A 13555-nucleotide genomic window follows, 5' to 3' on the forward strand; every position below is an offset into this window, starting at 1 on the left:
ATTTTTATCCAAGGTCAATATGTTATCTGTAATATGCATTCATATGTATTTAGTTTTTGTATCTTTCTTCTACTTTTTATCGCTCCTTATTTTTTCAAGTTCACCATTTTTATTCATATCATCAAGTGAATCCTGAAGTTTTTTTATAGTAACATCATCAATTGACTTGTTGCAGGCCAATCCCATGGCGCGTTCGCTGACAACAAGAAGAGGTTCAACGTCCACGCCGGCTTCCTTGGACAGCTTGGGGCCAAGAAAGTCTGATGTGGCCCAGGCATCGATCCGCTTGGTGCGCAGGCGCATGGGGTTCAGGCTGTCTGTTGTGGTTTCATCGACCCGGAAGCCGCGCAGCTTCAGATAGGATGCTGATGCATCGCCGCTGTACCCACCAATGGTATGCTCCTTGAGATCATCAAGGGTTTTGGCTGTCAGGGGGCTGTCCTTCAGCTTGTAGATGACCATCCGCATGGTGTCTATGGGCAGGACCCATTTGAAAAGATCTTTCCGCTCTTCGCTGAAGATCGCTGAAAAGACACAATTGTTGTTCTGGCTCAGGGCATTGCTGAAAGACTGCTGCCAAGGACCGGTGACCAGGCGGTACGAAACGCCTGCTTTTTCTGCCATCAAGGCGACAATGCGCGTTGATGTTCCGGTGATCTTGCCATTTTCCAGATAATTGTACGGGTAATAGTCTTCTGTATTGAAGATCAGTGGCTCTGATCTGGCAGCATGGGAGGCCAATACCAGAACAAGGATGACAGGAACGCGAAAGCTGGTCATGAGTCTTGATCCTTGTGCTGTCGCCCGGGATCAGAGCTTGGATTTGCGGATGGCATCGGCTTCGCCGGATGCATTGAGCTCGTTCAGGGCTTTTTGCATGGCCATAACGGCGTTGTCATCGACCATTTTGTTGCATGCCAGCCCCAATTCGTTGTCGCGGATCGGAAGTACCAGTTCGATCTCGACTTCGCTGTCCTGAGCCAGTTTCAGCCCCGAGGCATCGTAGGTAGCCCACACATCAATGCGTCCGGCTTCCAGTTTGCGGGGGTTGATGTGATCGCTGGCGGCTTCCTCCACCTTGAAGTCATTGTTTTTCAGATAGGTGGCAATGGCATCCCCCAGATAGCCGCCAAACACGCGGTTGCGCAGGTCTTCCAGGGATTTGGCCTCTATCAGGCTTCCCTTTTTCTTGTAGACAACCCAGCGGGCATTCTCGATGGGGGCAACCCATTTGAACAGGGGCCGGCGTTCCTCGGTGATATTGGTGGAATACACACAATGATTGGGAAGCGTCAGCGCATTGTTATAGGAGCGGTTCCACGGGCCGAGCGTAATCGTATAGGGAATACCGGCCTTGCTGGCGATACGTTTGACCAGCTCGGTTGCTGTGCCGACCACGCTGTCACCCTTGGCGTAATTATAGGGAAACCACTCTTCGGTGTTGAAGATCAGTGTTTGCCCTTGGGCCATGGCCGTACCGGGTTTTACCGCCGGTCCGATGACGAGGGTGGCCAGAAGGGCAATGGCAGAAAATGACTTCATGGTGGTATCCCCTGTGAACCGGTCAGATCATTTCAGAATTTGGACTGGCGTATTTTGTCAGCCTCGCCGGAGGCGTTTATGGCATCCAGTGCAGCTTGTAGCTTGGCAATAACGGCATCATCGGTGGCCAGGTTGCAGGCCAGACCCAGATCATTCTCGCTGAAGACCAGGGCTGGTTCTATCTCCACTCCGGCCTCACGGGCCTGACGAACCGATGTATCGGCTGTTGCCCACAAATCGATGCGCCCGCTTTTCAATTTGCTGGCATTGACGTAATCAGCCGGCGCTTCTTCTACGGTCAGGCCACGCGCTTCCAAATACTCGACCTCGACCGATCCCTTGTAGCTGCCGATCTTCATATTTTTCACGTCGGACAAGGATGTGGCTGTGAGGCTGTTTCCGCGCAGCTTGAACAAGACCAGGCGGGTTCTTTCAATGGGGGCGACCCATTTGAACAGGGGTTTGCGTTCGTCGGTGATGACGGTGGAGAACACGCAGTTTCCCGGGTGATTCAGGGCGGTGTTATAGGACCGGTTCCATGGCCCCAGAACGGTTTCATAATCAATGTCTGCGTTCTTGGCGACCAAGCGGACAATGTCGGTGGATGTACCGGCAACCCGCCCGTTTTCCATATAGTTGTAGGGTGCCCATTCTTCTGTATTGAACACAAGCGGCTGTGCACCGGCTGGTGCACACGCAAGCACCAGGCCAAGGAAAAGGACAGGACCACGGCATTCCGGCATTGTAACAGTTCCCCTTGTTACAGATCCAAAATCACGGGACAGGTGTTTGGTATCGGGACCGGCGTATCTCTTCAGCCTCTCCGGATGCGTTAAGCTGGTCAAGAGCCTCCTGCAACCGCTCGATGATATGGTCATCAATCTTTTTGTTACACGCCAACCCGATGACATTTTCGGCAAAAACCAGCGCTTCCTCGACCTCGATCCCGGCTTCACGAGCCACCAGGTCATCGCCTTCGCCGCCGGCCCACAGGTCGATGCGCCCTGTCTTCAGTTTGTTCATGTTGACGTAATCGCTGTTGGCTTCTTCAACCTCGATGTTGGCGTCGCGCAGGTAACCAACCCAGATATCGTTGCTGTACGATCCAATCTTCTTGCCGCGCAGGTCCTCCAGGGACAGTGCCTTGAAGGGATCTCCCTTGCGCTTGTAGATAACGGACTTGCTGATTTCGATCGGCATGACCCACTTGAACAGGGGTGCCCTGGCTTCGGTAAACTTTGTTGAGAAGACGCAGTGCCCATCCTGGTGCAGGGCATTGTTGTAACTCTTTTTCCAGGGGCCGACGATGATGTCATACGCAATGTCAGCATCCTTGGCGATCCGCCGCACAATATCAGCCGATGTCCCGACGACCTTCCCGTCCTGGAAGTAATTGAAGGGTGGGGATTCCTCGGTGTTGAACACAAGCCGCCCGGCCCCGGCTGTAGCCGGGGCAAGAGCCAAGGCACAGGCCACAAGGGCGCTGGCATGGCGGCTGAGAGGTCCGGAACCGGGCATGCTGGTTACTCTTGCATCTGGAACTTGCTTTTCCGGATCTTGTCGGCCTCGCCGGATGCAATCAGGTCATCCAGTGCTTTCTGCATTTTGGCGATCACGGCATCCTCGACCGACTTGTTGCAGGCCAGTCCCAGCGGATGTTCATGGGCAACCATCACTTCCTCGACCTCCACACCGGCTTCCTTGGCCAGTTTCAGGCCGGATGTATCGGTTGTGATCCAGGCATCGATGCGCCCGGTTACCAGTTTCTTCGGATTGACGTTGTCTGCCGGGGCTTCATCCACGGTGAAACCTTTGCTCTTCAGGAATTCAGCCGCAGCATCATCGGTATAGCTGCCGATTTTCTTGCCCTTTAGATCATCCAGGGATGATGCGGTCAGGGGTTTGCCCTTGAGCTTGTAGATGATCAGACGGGTTGTATCGATGGGATACACCCATTTGAACAGGGGCTTTCTTTCGTCGGTGACAGCAGTGGTATAAACACACTTGCCGGGGAGGTTCAGGGCCTCGGTGTAGGATTTGTTCCACGGGCCAAGCACAATTTCATATTCAACGTCGGCGTTCTTGCCGATCAGCTTGACCAGTTCGGTCGATGACCCGACAACCTTTCCGTTTTTGGTGTAGTTGTAGGGAAACCAGTCCTCGGTATTGAAGGTCAGAGGTGCTGCTGTCGCGGTAAGGGGCAGAAAGGCTGCAAGCACAACCGGGATAAAGCGTTTCGTCATGGAGTGCACTCCGCATCCGTATGGGAAAGACAGGGGGCAGGGTGTCTGTACAGGGATGACGCAACAAAAGCCCGGAGCGCCGGAACAGGGCACCGTACGGGGCTGTCCTGTCAGCTTCAGGGCAGAACGATGAATCATCAAGATATTTCTGTCCGGTGCCCTGAAGGGTATTCTGCCCGGTCATGACGCCTATGTGCGGTATGGCGGTGGATTGTGAACAGGACTGTCGGAAAAAAGGCTGTATTTTTGTGCCGGGACAGGCAATCTGGCGGCCTGTTTCTGTTCGCTTGGGTTTGATGATTGTGTCCAGATTGTCCGAAACGGTTCCTGTTGCATCCCCACCTGTCCGCAAGGGGCTGATTCGCCGCCTGTATGACTGGACCCTGCGCGTGGCCGAGGGGCCCCGGGCCATTCCGATTCTGGGGTTGGTTTCCTTTGCCGAGGCGTCGTTCTTTCCGGTTCCCCCAGATCCCATCCTGATGGCGGTGGCCCTGTCCAGGCCAGACCGGGCTATACGGGCGGCCCTGTGGTGTACCCTTATGTCTGTTCTGGGGGGGCTTTTTGGTTATGCGATCGGCGCAGGCCTGTACGAGCTGGTCGGCCGGCCGATTATCGAGGCCTATCGCCTGCAGGATGCCTTTGCCGTGTTTCGTGACGGCTTTGCCGAATGGGGCGCCTGGATTATTGTGGCAAAGGGCTTGACGCCCATTCCCTTCAAGCTGGTCACGATTGCCGGCGGTGTGGCGCAGATGAACCTGCCGGCTTTTGTTCTGGCCTGCGCCCTGACCCGTGGTGCCCGTTTCCTGTTTGTAGCCTGGCTGTTCCGCATGTACGGCGCCCGGGCCAGAACAGTGATCGACACCCATTTCTACCCGCTGTTCTGGGGCGGGATGTTTGTTCTGGCCCTGGGGGTCGGGGCTGTTTTCCTGTTCTAGGGCAGGCGGTTCAGAGCGGTGTTTCCACTTGTTCCCGGTATACGATGGTTGCCCCGTGGTGCGGGCAGTCGGCGGCCACCAGGTCCAGAACGGGTGCGGCATGAACCTCTGGCGGGGGCAGGGTTTGCGGATCTTCCCCCGGGAACGCCTGTTCCCGCATCCGGGTGCGGGTGCCACCCGGGTCATACAGGTTGACCCGCAGCGGGGTTTGCCTGACCTCTTCCGCCCAGGTTCTGACCAGAACCTCCAGCGCGGCCTTCGATGCGGCATAGGGACCCCAGTAGGCCCGTGGTGCCCGCGCGACCGAGCTGGTTACAAACACCGCCCGCCCGGCATCGGACAGACGCAGCAGCGGATCCATGTAGCGGATCAGTTCCCAGTTGACGCGCAGGTTGGTGTTCATCACATCATCAAACGTCTTGGGCTTGATGTGTCCGACCGGTCCCAGCTGCCCCAGAAGCCCGGCATTGCCGACCAGAATGTCCAGCCGTCCGAACCTTTGGTACAGGGCGGCGGCCATCTGGTCGATCCTGTCGGTCTTGCGCAGATCCTCGGGTACCAGAACCAGGCGGGTTCCGCATGCGCCATGAACCGCGTCATCCAGTTCTTCCAGCGCGCCCTGTGTGCGGGCAACGGCCACAACCGTGGCGCCTTCGGTGGCCAGGTGGTGGGCAAGGGCACGTCCGATTCCGCGTGATGCCCCGGTTACCAGGGCAATGCGCCCTTCCAGTCGTTTGCTCACGGCTGTTCAGATCCTTGTGCAGTCAGATGCTACGACGGTGTTCGTTCAGACGGGATACCACCCGCAGGGTATCCGGCGTGGCCAGATCGGTCAGTTTCGAGACATAATCGCCGGTAAAGCAGGCATCGCAGAAACCGGGGTTTTGTTCGTTCCGTCCGGGCTGGCCGGCGGCGCGGTACAGGCCATCGACCGAAATAAAGGCCAGGCTGTCTACCCCCAGGATGCGGGCCATGCCCGGAACATCAAAGCGTGCGGCCAGCAGTTTCTCCCGTTCCGGGGTATCGATCCCGAAATAGCACGGGTGTGCGGTTGGAGGGGACGAGATCCGCAGGTGTACCTCGGCGGCGCCGGCCTGGCGCACCATGTCCACAATCTTGGTGGAGGTGGTGCCGCGCACGATGCTGTCATCAACCAGGACCACGCGCTTGCCTTCCAGATACAGACGGTTGGCGTTGTGTTTGCGCCGTACGCCGATATCGCGGGTTTTCTGGGTCGGCTGGATAAAGGTCCGTCCGACATAATGGTTGCGGATGATCCCCAGTTCGAAGGGGATGCCGCTTTCCTGGGCATATCCCAGTGCGGCCGGAATGCCGGAATCGGGAACCGGCACCACAACATCGGCCGCAACCGGGGCTTCCCGCGCCAGCTCCATGCCGATTTTCTTGCGCATGTCATAGACACTCAGCCCTTCGCAGACCGAATCCGGACGGGCAAAGTAGATATATTCAAAAATACAGAACCGCCGCCCGACCGTTGGGAAAGGCCGCATGGATCGCAGGCCGGCACGGTTGATCACCACCATTTCCCCGGGTTCGATATCCCGCACGTATTCGGCGCTGATGATATCCAGCGCGCAGGTTTCCGATGCAAACAGGGTGGCATCGCCATGGCTGCCCAGCACCAGGGGGCGGAAACCGTGTGGATCACGCACCCCGATCAGGGTATCGGCGGTCATGACCACAAGGGAGAAGGCCCCTTCCACCTGGGACAGGGCATCGATCAGGCGGTCTTCCACCGAAGCCTTGCGCGACCGGGCCATCAGCTGGATGATCACCTCGGTATCGCTGGTGGACTGGAAGATGCAGCCCTGCTGGACCAGCTGGTGGCGCAGGGTCAGGGCATTGGTCAGGTTGCCGTTGTGGGCAAGGGCAATGCCGCCGCAGGCCAGGTCGGCGTACAGGGGCTGGACATTGCGCAGGGCCGTATCGCCCGACGTGGAGTAACGCACGTGACCAATGGCCATGCTTCCCGGCAGGCCCGGTACCCCTGCTTCGGGCCGGAAGACCCGGTGGACGTGCCCCAGTCCCTTGTGGGTGTGGAAGTTCTCTCCGTCGCAGGATACAACCCCCGCCGCTTCCTGGCCCCGGTGTTGCAGGGCGTGCAGGCCGAGAGCCGTGTGCGCGGCGGCGTCGGGGTCGGAAAAGATACCGAAAACGCCGCACTCTTCCTGTGGTTTGTCATCATCGTGACGGTTCAGGCTGAACGGGAACGCGGGAAAGTTGACCATCATGGCCTCTCGTCGGGGGGCTGCCGGGATGCCTCGTCCTGGAACAACTGGTCCAGGCTGTTGCTGGCTGCGCTGTCATACCCCGGCTGCAGCGCGGGGGCAAGCGCCGGGTCGGGGGATCCGGATGTTGCGCCCGGGCTTGGGCGGGACAGTTTGTCGTACAGGGCCTTGGCCTCTATGGCCCGGTGTACGTCTTCCTGCGTCTGGCGTGTCAGGCCACGGGCCTTGGCTTCTTCTGTCTTCAGATGGTCGGGGATCAGGGATCGCAGGGCCTCGGTACCGGCCTCGACCAGTGGCAGGGTCCGGGCGCCGGAGATCCATTGTGGCCGCCCTTCTGCCGTCGGATAAACCCATGACAGGACCATAAAGGCAAAGGCCATGACGACAACCCCCCGGGCCAGGCCGAACAGGAAGCCAAGCGAGCGGTCAAGGGAGTTCAGGCGGCTGCCCTGAACCTGGCCGGACAGGGCCTTGGTCAGAAGCGACAGGGTGACCAGGGCCACCAGAAACAGGCCGACCGCAGCGGCCCCGTCGGCAGCCCAGGGCAGGGGAATGGCATCGCGGGCAAAGGGACGCGCCAGCGGAAACCCGTACATGGCGGCAAATCCGGCCCCGACCCAGGCGGCAATGGCCAGCACCTCGTGCACAAAGCCCCGGAAAAAGGCCAGGGCGGCGGAAATCAGCACCACGGCCAGGACAACAAGATCCAGAAAGGTCAAGGGCACAGAGTCCATCATGGTAATCCCCGGGCAGTGCCGGACAGGTATCCGGCTGTTTTGTAGTCTCAGGCTTCCGCGTCACAGTCCTGCTTGCGCAGGGCCTTTGCAGGGAACAGGGCAACCAAGTCCTGCAAGTGCCCTATTTCCCGTACGGCCATGCCATCCACAGGGCCGGTTCCCCCGCGTGCGCCGGGTTTCTGGCGCCGGCGCGGGGACAGTGCCTCGGCAAAGCCAAGTTTGGCGGCTTCCTTCAGGCGGGCTTCCCCCTGGGTTACCGCCCGGATTTCCCCGGACAGGCCGACTTCACCGAAAACGGCAAGGTCTGCCGGAACCGGCGTGCCACAGGCTGCCGACACCAGGGCGGCTGCAACGGCCAGGTCGGCGGCGGGTTCACTGACCCGCAACCCCCCGGCAACATTCAGATATACGTCATTTGATCCCAGGGCAAGACCGCAACGTGCCTCCAGTACCGCCATGATCATGGACAGGCGGCTGCTGTCCCACCCGACCACGGCCCGGCGGGGGGATCCCCCCCCGGACGAGGAGACCAGGGCCTGTATTTCCACCAGCACCGGGCGGGTGCCCTCTATGCCGGCAAACACACAGTTGCCCGAGATATTGCCACGCCGTTCAGCCAGGAACAGCGCCGAGGGGTTGAGGACTTCCCCCAAGCCGGTGTCGGTCATCTCGAACACGCCGATTTCGTCGGTGGCACCAAAGCGGTTTTTCACCGCCCGCAGGATCCGGAAATGGTGTCCGCGTTCGCCTTCGAAATACAGGACGGTATCGACCATGTGCTCCATCACCCGTGGTCCGGCCAAGGCACCTTCCTTGGTGACGTGGCCAACCAGGAACAGGGCAAAGCCCCGCCGTTTGGCCAGGCGGATCAATTCGTGCGAGCACGCACGGACCTGGGCCACGCTGCCCGGGGCTGAATCCAGGGTGTCCAGGTACATGGTCTGGATGGAGTCAATCACCACCACCTGCGGGCGATCATTTTCTTCCAGGGTGGCAACAATGTCACCGACATTGGTGGCCGATGCCAGCCCGACGGGGGCCCGTGACAGGCCCAGCCGGGCGGCGCGCAGACGGACCTGATCAATGGCCTCCTCACCGGAGATATAGGCAACCTTCAGCCCGGTTCCAGCCAGTGCCGCCGCAGCCTGCAGCAAAAGGGTTGACTTGCCGATACCGGGATCGCCCCCGACCAGAAGAGCCGACCCGGGGACCAGACCGCCCCCGCAGACCCGGTCCAGTTCGGCAATGCCGGTAGGCATGCGCGGGGGGATCTTGCTTTGTCCTTCCAGACCGACCAGGTCGATCCGGCGCCCCGGCTTTGCACCGGCTATGGCCTTTGGTCCCGTGCCGGGGCGATTTTCCTCCACCAGAGTGTTCCATTCTCCGCACCCGTCACAGCGGCCGGCCCAGCGGGGGAACACGCTGCCGCAGCTTTGGCAGGAAAACTGGCTGGCTGCCCGGGCCACGGGGTCAGGCCCTGACCGTCATCTGGATCGGCCCTTCGGCACGACCGTGTACAAACTGGTCCACAAAGGGATTCCCGGACTCAAACACCTGGGCGGCGGTGCCGGTCCAGATCATCCGCCCCTGGTACAGCATGGCAATGCGGTCGGCAATTTTGCGTGCCGAGGTCATGTCGTGGGTGATGGTGACAGCGGTTGCCCCCAGCTCCCGCACGCACTTGATGATCAGGTCGTTGATCACATCAGCCATGATCGGGTCCAGCCCGGTTGTGGGTTCATCGAAGAAGATGATTTCCGGTTCCCCGGCAATGGCGCGGGCCAGTCCGACACGCTTTTGCATGCCGCCGGACAGCTCTGACGGATGAAGATCGGCGACATCATCCCCCAGCCCGACCTGGGCCAGTTTTTCCAGCGCCCGGTCCCGTGCCCGTGCCCTGTCCATCTGTCCGCCCTGGATCAGTCCAAAAGCCACATTTTCCCAGACCGGCAGGGAATCAAACAGGGCTGCCCCCTGGAACAGCATGCCGAATTTGCGGGCCATGCGGTCGCGGGCGCGTGAGCCAAGGCGTGTCATTTCCGCCCCGTCAACACGGATGGACCCCCTGTCCGGTTTCATCAGTCCAAGGATGCACTTCAGCAGGACGGACTTCCCCGTTCCCGATCCCCCGATGACAACCACGTTTTCGCCACGCATGACATCCAGCGTGACGCCGTTGAGAACCGTCTTGCTTCCAAAAGATTTGCTGACATCGGTCAGGCTGATCTTGGGCGGGTTGTCTGCCGTGGGTGTGGTCATTGGGTGAAGAACAACTCCGTAATCATGTAATTGAAGATCAGGATCAGGATCGAGGCTGAAACCACGGCGTTGCGGGTGGCCTGTCCCACCCCCTGTGCCCCGCGGTCGGAGTGGTATCCGTTGTAGCAGCCGGTCAGGGAAATGAGGAATCCGAATACGCCGGCCTTGACCAGCCCGGATATGACATCCATGGCCTGCATGTATTCCCAGGTCCGCTGGATATAGATGGCCGGGTTGAAGCCAAGCTTCCACGTCCCGATCATATAACCGCCGAACACCCCGATAATATCACCGACCAGAACCAGCAGCGGCAGCATCAGGGTGGCAGCCAGGACGCGGGGTACAACCAGATAACGGAACGGGTTCGTGGACAGGGTGGTTAGTGCGTCAATCTGTTCGGTGACGCGCATCGTCCCCAGTTCGGCCGCCATCGAGGCCCCGACGCGACCGGCCACCATCAGCCCGGCCAGAACCGGCCCCAGCTCCCGTGTCATGGAAATCACGACAACGGTGGCCACGGCGCTTTCAGCCGAAAAGCGGGCAAACCCGGTATAGCTTTGCAGGGCCAGCACCATGCCGGAAAACAGGGTTGTCAGGCCCACTACAGGCAGGGAATAGTACCCGATCTCCACCATCTGGCGCACCAGGGACCGTATATAAAACGGCGGAGTCAGGCAATGGAACAGCACAACCCCGGTAAAGACCGACAGCCGTCCGGCCCGCTCGACAAAGCCCAGGAACACGCGCCCGACCAGGGCCATGAAATCAAGGGCAGCATCCACATGGGGGGACGTGTTCATCAGCTCAGCTTCCGGTCCAGGTGCGTGTGTAGCGACCGGACAGTCCGGTCAAGATTTCATAGCCCAGCGTGCCGGCTTCGGCGGCCAGGCTGTCGATGCCGTGGTGTGCGTCCAGCACGGTCACATAATCCCCGGGGTGGACAGAACCGGCGGGGAGGGCCGAAATATCAAACGTGATCAGGTCCATTGAAACCCGCCCCAGGATCGGAACCCTTGCCCCGTGTATCGTCCCGCTCCCCTGGTCTCCCAAGGTGCGCAGCAGCCCGTCGGCATAGCCGGCAGCCACGATCGCCAGGCGCATACCCGGGGTTACCGGGCGGGTTGCACCATAGCCAACCGTTCCTGCAGTGTCAATTTCCCGGACCTGGAGAACCCGAAGGTCGAGGCGTACCACCGGGTGCATCGGGTTGGATTGTCCGGGGACCGGGTTGCCCCCGTACAGGGCAATGCCCGGGCGCCCGAGGTCGAACAGGAAATCATCCCCGCGGAACATGCCGGCCGAATTGGACAAGGACGCCACCGCACCCGGAAACCGTGCCCGTGCGGTGGCAAAGCGGTCCTGTTGCAGGGCATTGAGGGGGTGCCCCGGCTCGTCGGCGCAGGCCAGGTGTGACATGACAACAGCAGGGGTGCAGGAGTCAGGCAGGGTCATGAAAGCAGACAAGGGCATGCCAAGCCGGTTCATGCCGGTATCCACATGCAATGTAAATGGCTTGCCGGGAGCATGCGTTTGCCAGTCCGCCAGCTGTTCAGGCGTGTTCAGAACCGGGGTCAGGTGGTGAGCCGTCAGTTCGGTTCCGTCGTCCAAGGGGCCGGTCAGGACGTGAATGGCCACATCCGGATCGGGCAGGACCCGGCGCAGGGCGATCCCTTCTCCGGGCATGGCGACAAAAAACACCCGGCATCCCCTGCGGGCAAGGGCAGGGGCAATCTGTGCTGCACCCAGGCCGTAACAGTCTGCCTTGACCACGGCCCCGCAGTCACGCCCGTTGCCCATGCGCCGGCGCATGGTGTCCCAGTTCCGGACCACGGCAGCGACATCGATGGTCAGCAGGCCACCGGTGCGGATCCGCTCCTGTTCAATGACGGTCATGGGGCAGGTGGTCCGGGGCAATGTAATTACCGAATTTCGTATAGTTGCCGTCGAAGTACAGGTTCACGGTGCCGATGGGGCCGTGACGCTGCTTGGCAACAATGACTTCGGCCACGTTGTGGGCTTTTTCGCATCGCTCCATCCATACCCGGTGGCGTTCCTGGAAACGGTCTTCGTTTTCATCACCCTTCCGGGCCGGTTCGGCACGGGACAGGTAATATTCCTCGCGGTAGACGAACATCACTACGTCGGCATCTTGCTCGATAGAGCCTGATTCACGCAGGTCCGACAGCTGTGGCCGTTTGTCGTCCCGCTGTTCCACCGCACGGGAAAGCTGGGACAGGGCAATGACCGGCACGTTCAGTTCCTTGGCCAAGGCCTTCAGGCCACGGGTGATGGCCGAAACCTCGTTCACACGGTTTTCACTGCGGACCCCGGGTGTTCCGGACAGAAGCTGCAGATAGTCAATCACCACCAGGCCCAGGCCATGCTGGCGGGCCAGCCGCCGACAGCGCGTGCGCACGGCCGAGACCGACAGCGCCGGTGTGTCATCAATGTAAAGGGGCAGGGTGTGTAGTTCCTGGCTGATCTGCACCATACGCTTGAAATCTTCCTTCGACAGTTCCCCGGTGCGGATCTTGTGGGAACTGATCTCCGCTTCCTGTGCCAGAAGCCGGGTGGCCAGCTGTTCGGCGGACATTTCCAGCGAAAAGAAGGCAACCTTGGCCCCGTCAATAACCTCGCGGTTGCCGGAGGCATCCACGCGCTCCTTGTACAGGCGGGCGGCGTTGAATGCGATGTTGGTGGCCAGGGCGGTTTTCCCCATCGACGGACGCCCGGCCAGGATCAGAAGGTCGGACGGGTGCAGCCCGCCCAGCTTCTTGTCCAGGTCGGCCAAGGCCGTGGGAACACCGGACAGCTGCCCCTCACGGCGGTGGGCGGCCTCTGCCATGCTGACCGCCGTGTTGAGCGCCAGCCGGAATTCCTGGAATCCTCCCTCCTGATGGCCGGTGGTGGCCAAGTCATAGAGTTTCTGTTCCGCGCCTTCGATCTGATTCATGGCGGTGCGTTCGAAATCCACCACAAACGCATCGTTGACCATGGTCTGGCCCAGATCGATCAATTCCCGACGCAATGCCAGATCATGGATCAGGCGCCCGTAATCCGCCGCATTGACAATGGTGACCACGGCATTGGCCAGCTGCGCCAGGTACTGTGGACCACCGGCGTCCTGCAGAAGGGGGTCCTGCTCCAGATATGCCTTCAGGGTCAGCGGGTTGGCAATGTGCCCCTGTTCGATCAGGCGTCCGCATGTTGCGTAGATGCGCGCATGCAGGACGTTGCTGAAATGGTCGGGTGTCAGGAATTCGCTGACCCGTTCATAGGCGCGGTTGGACTGGAAGATCGCGCCAAGCAGGGCCTGCTCGGCTTCGATATTGTGCGGTGGCACGCGAAGGACGGAATCCCGGTCCGGGGCGTCCGGTGCAGAGGTCGAGGCGGAATAACTGTTCATGGGGCGGAGAATACACCGGCTTTTCATCCGCGCCAAAGCTCTTCTTTGGCGAAAACAGAACCTGTCTGGCGGGATGTGCGCACAGGTTCCGTTCCGGTTCCGGATATGTGTCTGTCAGTCGTGATGGGGTAACGTTGTTGCATGAAAAAAAACCGCCCCGGACCGGGGCGGTTTTCATGGCAAC

14 protein-coding genes are annotated in these 13555 nt (G+C 60.2%); 1 reads left to right on the forward strand and 13 read right to left on the reverse strand.

The window, feature by feature from the left end; all coding sequences use genetic code 11:
• Positions 1-69 precede the first annotated feature (69 nt).
• From HEQ72_RS03660 to HEQ72_RS03680, 5 genes are read right to left on the reverse strand one after another with little or no spacing between them, the layout of a single operon-like run.
• Positions 70-780 carry a substrate-binding periplasmic protein gene (locus tag HEQ72_RS03660; RefSeq protein WP_168022592.1) on the reverse strand — a complete coding sequence of 237 codons (711 nt, stop codon included), beginning with the start codon at positions 778-780 and terminating at the stop codon, positions 70-72.
• Positions 781-810: 30 nt separating this feature from the next.
• A complete protein-coding gene (locus HEQ72_RS03665; RefSeq protein ID WP_066134595.1) occupies positions 811-1542 on the reverse strand; it encodes a substrate-binding periplasmic protein in 732 nt (243 codons plus the stop codon).
• 32 nt (positions 1543-1574) lie between these two features.
• Positions 1575-2285: a substrate-binding periplasmic protein gene (locus HEQ72_RS03670; RefSeq protein ID WP_168022593.1), complete on the reverse strand. Its 711-nt coding sequence runs from the start codon at positions 2283-2285 to the stop codon at positions 1575-1577.
• Between the two features lie 31 nt (positions 2286-2316).
• Positions 2317-3060, reverse strand: a complete 744-nt coding sequence (locus HEQ72_RS03675) for a substrate-binding periplasmic protein (protein ID WP_168022594.1) — start codon at positions 3058-3060, stop codon at positions 2317-2319.
• Positions 3061-3065: 5 nt separating this feature from the next.
• Entirely contained in the window at positions 3066-3785 is a 720-nt protein-coding gene (locus HEQ72_RS03680) for a substrate-binding periplasmic protein (RefSeq protein ID WP_168022595.1), read from the reverse strand.
• 182 nt (positions 3786-3967) lie between these two features.
• Between HEQ72_RS03680 and HEQ72_RS03685 the strand changes: the two genes are divergently transcribed.
• A complete protein-coding gene (locus HEQ72_RS03685) occupies positions 3968-4720 on the forward strand; it encodes a YqaA family protein (protein ID WP_245184109.1) in 753 nt (250 codons plus the stop codon).
• Positions 4721-4730: 10 nt separating this feature from the next.
• On the opposite strand, the gene HEQ72_RS03690 is transcribed toward HEQ72_RS03685, so the two are convergent.
• Genes HEQ72_RS03690 through HEQ72_RS03725 form a run of 8 tightly spaced genes read right to left on the reverse strand, consistent with a single transcriptional unit; the run spans position 4731 to position 13371 of the window.
• Positions 4731-5462, reverse strand: a complete 732-nt coding sequence (locus HEQ72_RS03690; protein WP_168022596.1) for an SDR family NAD(P)-dependent oxidoreductase — start codon at positions 5460-5462, stop codon at positions 4731-4733.
• A 22-nt stretch (positions 5463-5484) separates the two neighbouring features.
• Positions 5485-6969, reverse strand: a complete 1485-nt coding sequence (gene purF / locus HEQ72_RS03695; RefSeq protein WP_168019832.1) for an amidophosphoribosyltransferase — start codon at positions 6967-6969, stop codon at positions 5485-5487.
• Positions 6969-7706 (reverse strand): CvpA family protein, encoded by a 738-nt coding sequence (locus tag HEQ72_RS03700; RefSeq protein ID WP_168022597.1) that lies wholly within the window; start codon positions 7704-7706, stop codon positions 6969-6971. The genes purF and HEQ72_RS03700 overlap by 1 nt, the downstream gene beginning before the upstream one ends.
• A 47-nt stretch (positions 7707-7753) precedes the next feature.
• Positions 7754-9172 (reverse strand): DNA repair protein RadA, encoded by a 1419-nt coding sequence (gene radA, locus HEQ72_RS03705; RefSeq protein WP_168022598.1) that lies wholly within the window; start codon positions 9170-9172, stop codon positions 7754-7756.
• A 4-nt stretch (positions 9173-9176) separates the two neighbouring features.
• Complete coding sequence (locus HEQ72_RS03710; RefSeq protein WP_168022599.1) at positions 9177-9965, reverse strand: ABC transporter ATP-binding protein; 789 nt, start codon at positions 9963-9965, stop codon at positions 9177-9179.
• Positions 9962-10765 carry an MlaE family ABC transporter permease gene (locus HEQ72_RS03715; RefSeq protein WP_168022600.1) on the reverse strand — a complete coding sequence of 268 codons (804 nt, stop codon included), beginning with the start codon at positions 10763-10765 and terminating at the stop codon, positions 9962-9964. Before HEQ72_RS03715 ends, HEQ72_RS03710 begins: the two co-directional genes overlap by 4 nt.
• Positions 10766-10769: 4 nt before the next feature.
• The gene (alr, locus tag HEQ72_RS03720; RefSeq protein ID WP_168022601.1) at positions 10770-11858 is read right to left on the reverse strand and encodes an alanine racemase; all 1089 of its coding nucleotides are present in this window, start codon (positions 11856-11858) and stop codon (positions 10770-10772) included.
• Positions 11845-13371 carry a replicative DNA helicase gene (locus HEQ72_RS03725; protein WP_168022602.1) on the reverse strand — a complete coding sequence of 509 codons (1527 nt, stop codon included), beginning with the start codon at positions 13369-13371 and terminating at the stop codon, positions 11845-11847. Before HEQ72_RS03725 ends, alr begins: the two co-directional genes overlap by 14 nt.
• Positions 13372-13555 lie beyond the last annotated feature (184 nt).

It is taken from the genome of Haematospirillum sp. 15-248 (assembly GCF_012102665.1).
GTDB lineage: Bacteria > Pseudomonadota > Alphaproteobacteria > Rhodospirillales > Rhodospirillaceae > Haematospirillum.

Excerpts from the sequence above, each read along its gene's own strand:
- HEQ72_RS03660 (WP_168022592.1), bottom strand. The coding sequence starts at position 780 with ATGACCAGCTTTCGCGTTCCTGTCATCCTTGTTCTGGTATTGGCCTCC.
- HEQ72_RS03665 (WP_066134595.1), bottom strand. The coding sequence starts at position 1,542 with ATGAAGTCATTTTCTGCCATTGCCCTTCTGGCCACCCTCGTCATCGGA.
- HEQ72_RS03670 (WP_168022593.1), bottom strand. The coding sequence starts at position 2,285 with ATGCCGGAATGCCGTGGTCCTGTCCTTTTCCTTGGCCTGGTGCTTGCG.
- HEQ72_RS03675 (WP_168022594.1), bottom strand. The coding sequence starts at position 3,060 with ATGCCCGGTTCCGGACCTCTCAGCCGCCATGCCAGCGCCCTTGTGGCC.
- HEQ72_RS03680 (WP_168022595.1), bottom strand. The coding sequence starts at position 3,785 with ATGACGAAACGCTTTATCCCGGTTGTGCTTGCAGCCTTTCTGCCCCTT.
- HEQ72_RS03685 (WP_245184109.1), top strand. The coding sequence starts at position 3,968 with ATGACGCCTATGTGCGGTATGGCGGTGGATTGTGAACAGGACTGTCGG.
- purF (WP_168019832.1), bottom strand. The coding sequence starts at position 6,969 with ATGGTCAACTTTCCCGCGTTCCCGTTCAGCCTGAACCGTCACGATGAT.
- HEQ72_RS03700 (WP_168022597.1), bottom strand. The coding sequence starts at position 7,706 with ATGATGGACTCTGTGCCCTTGACCTTTCTGGATCTTGTTGTCCTGGCC.
- HEQ72_RS03710 (WP_168022599.1), bottom strand. The coding sequence starts at position 9,965 with ATGACCACACCCACGGCAGACAACCCGCCCAAGATCAGCCTGACCGAT.
- HEQ72_RS03715 (WP_168022600.1), bottom strand. The coding sequence starts at position 10,765 with ATGAACACGTCCCCCCATGTGGATGCTGCCCTTGATTTCATGGCCCTG.
- alr (WP_168022601.1), bottom strand. The coding sequence starts at position 11,858 with ATGACCGTCATTGAACAGGAGCGGATCCGCACCGGTGGCCTGCTGACC.
- HEQ72_RS03725 (WP_168022602.1), bottom strand. The coding sequence starts at position 13,371 with ATGAACAGTTATTCCGCCTCGACCTCTGCACCGGACGCCCCGGACCGG.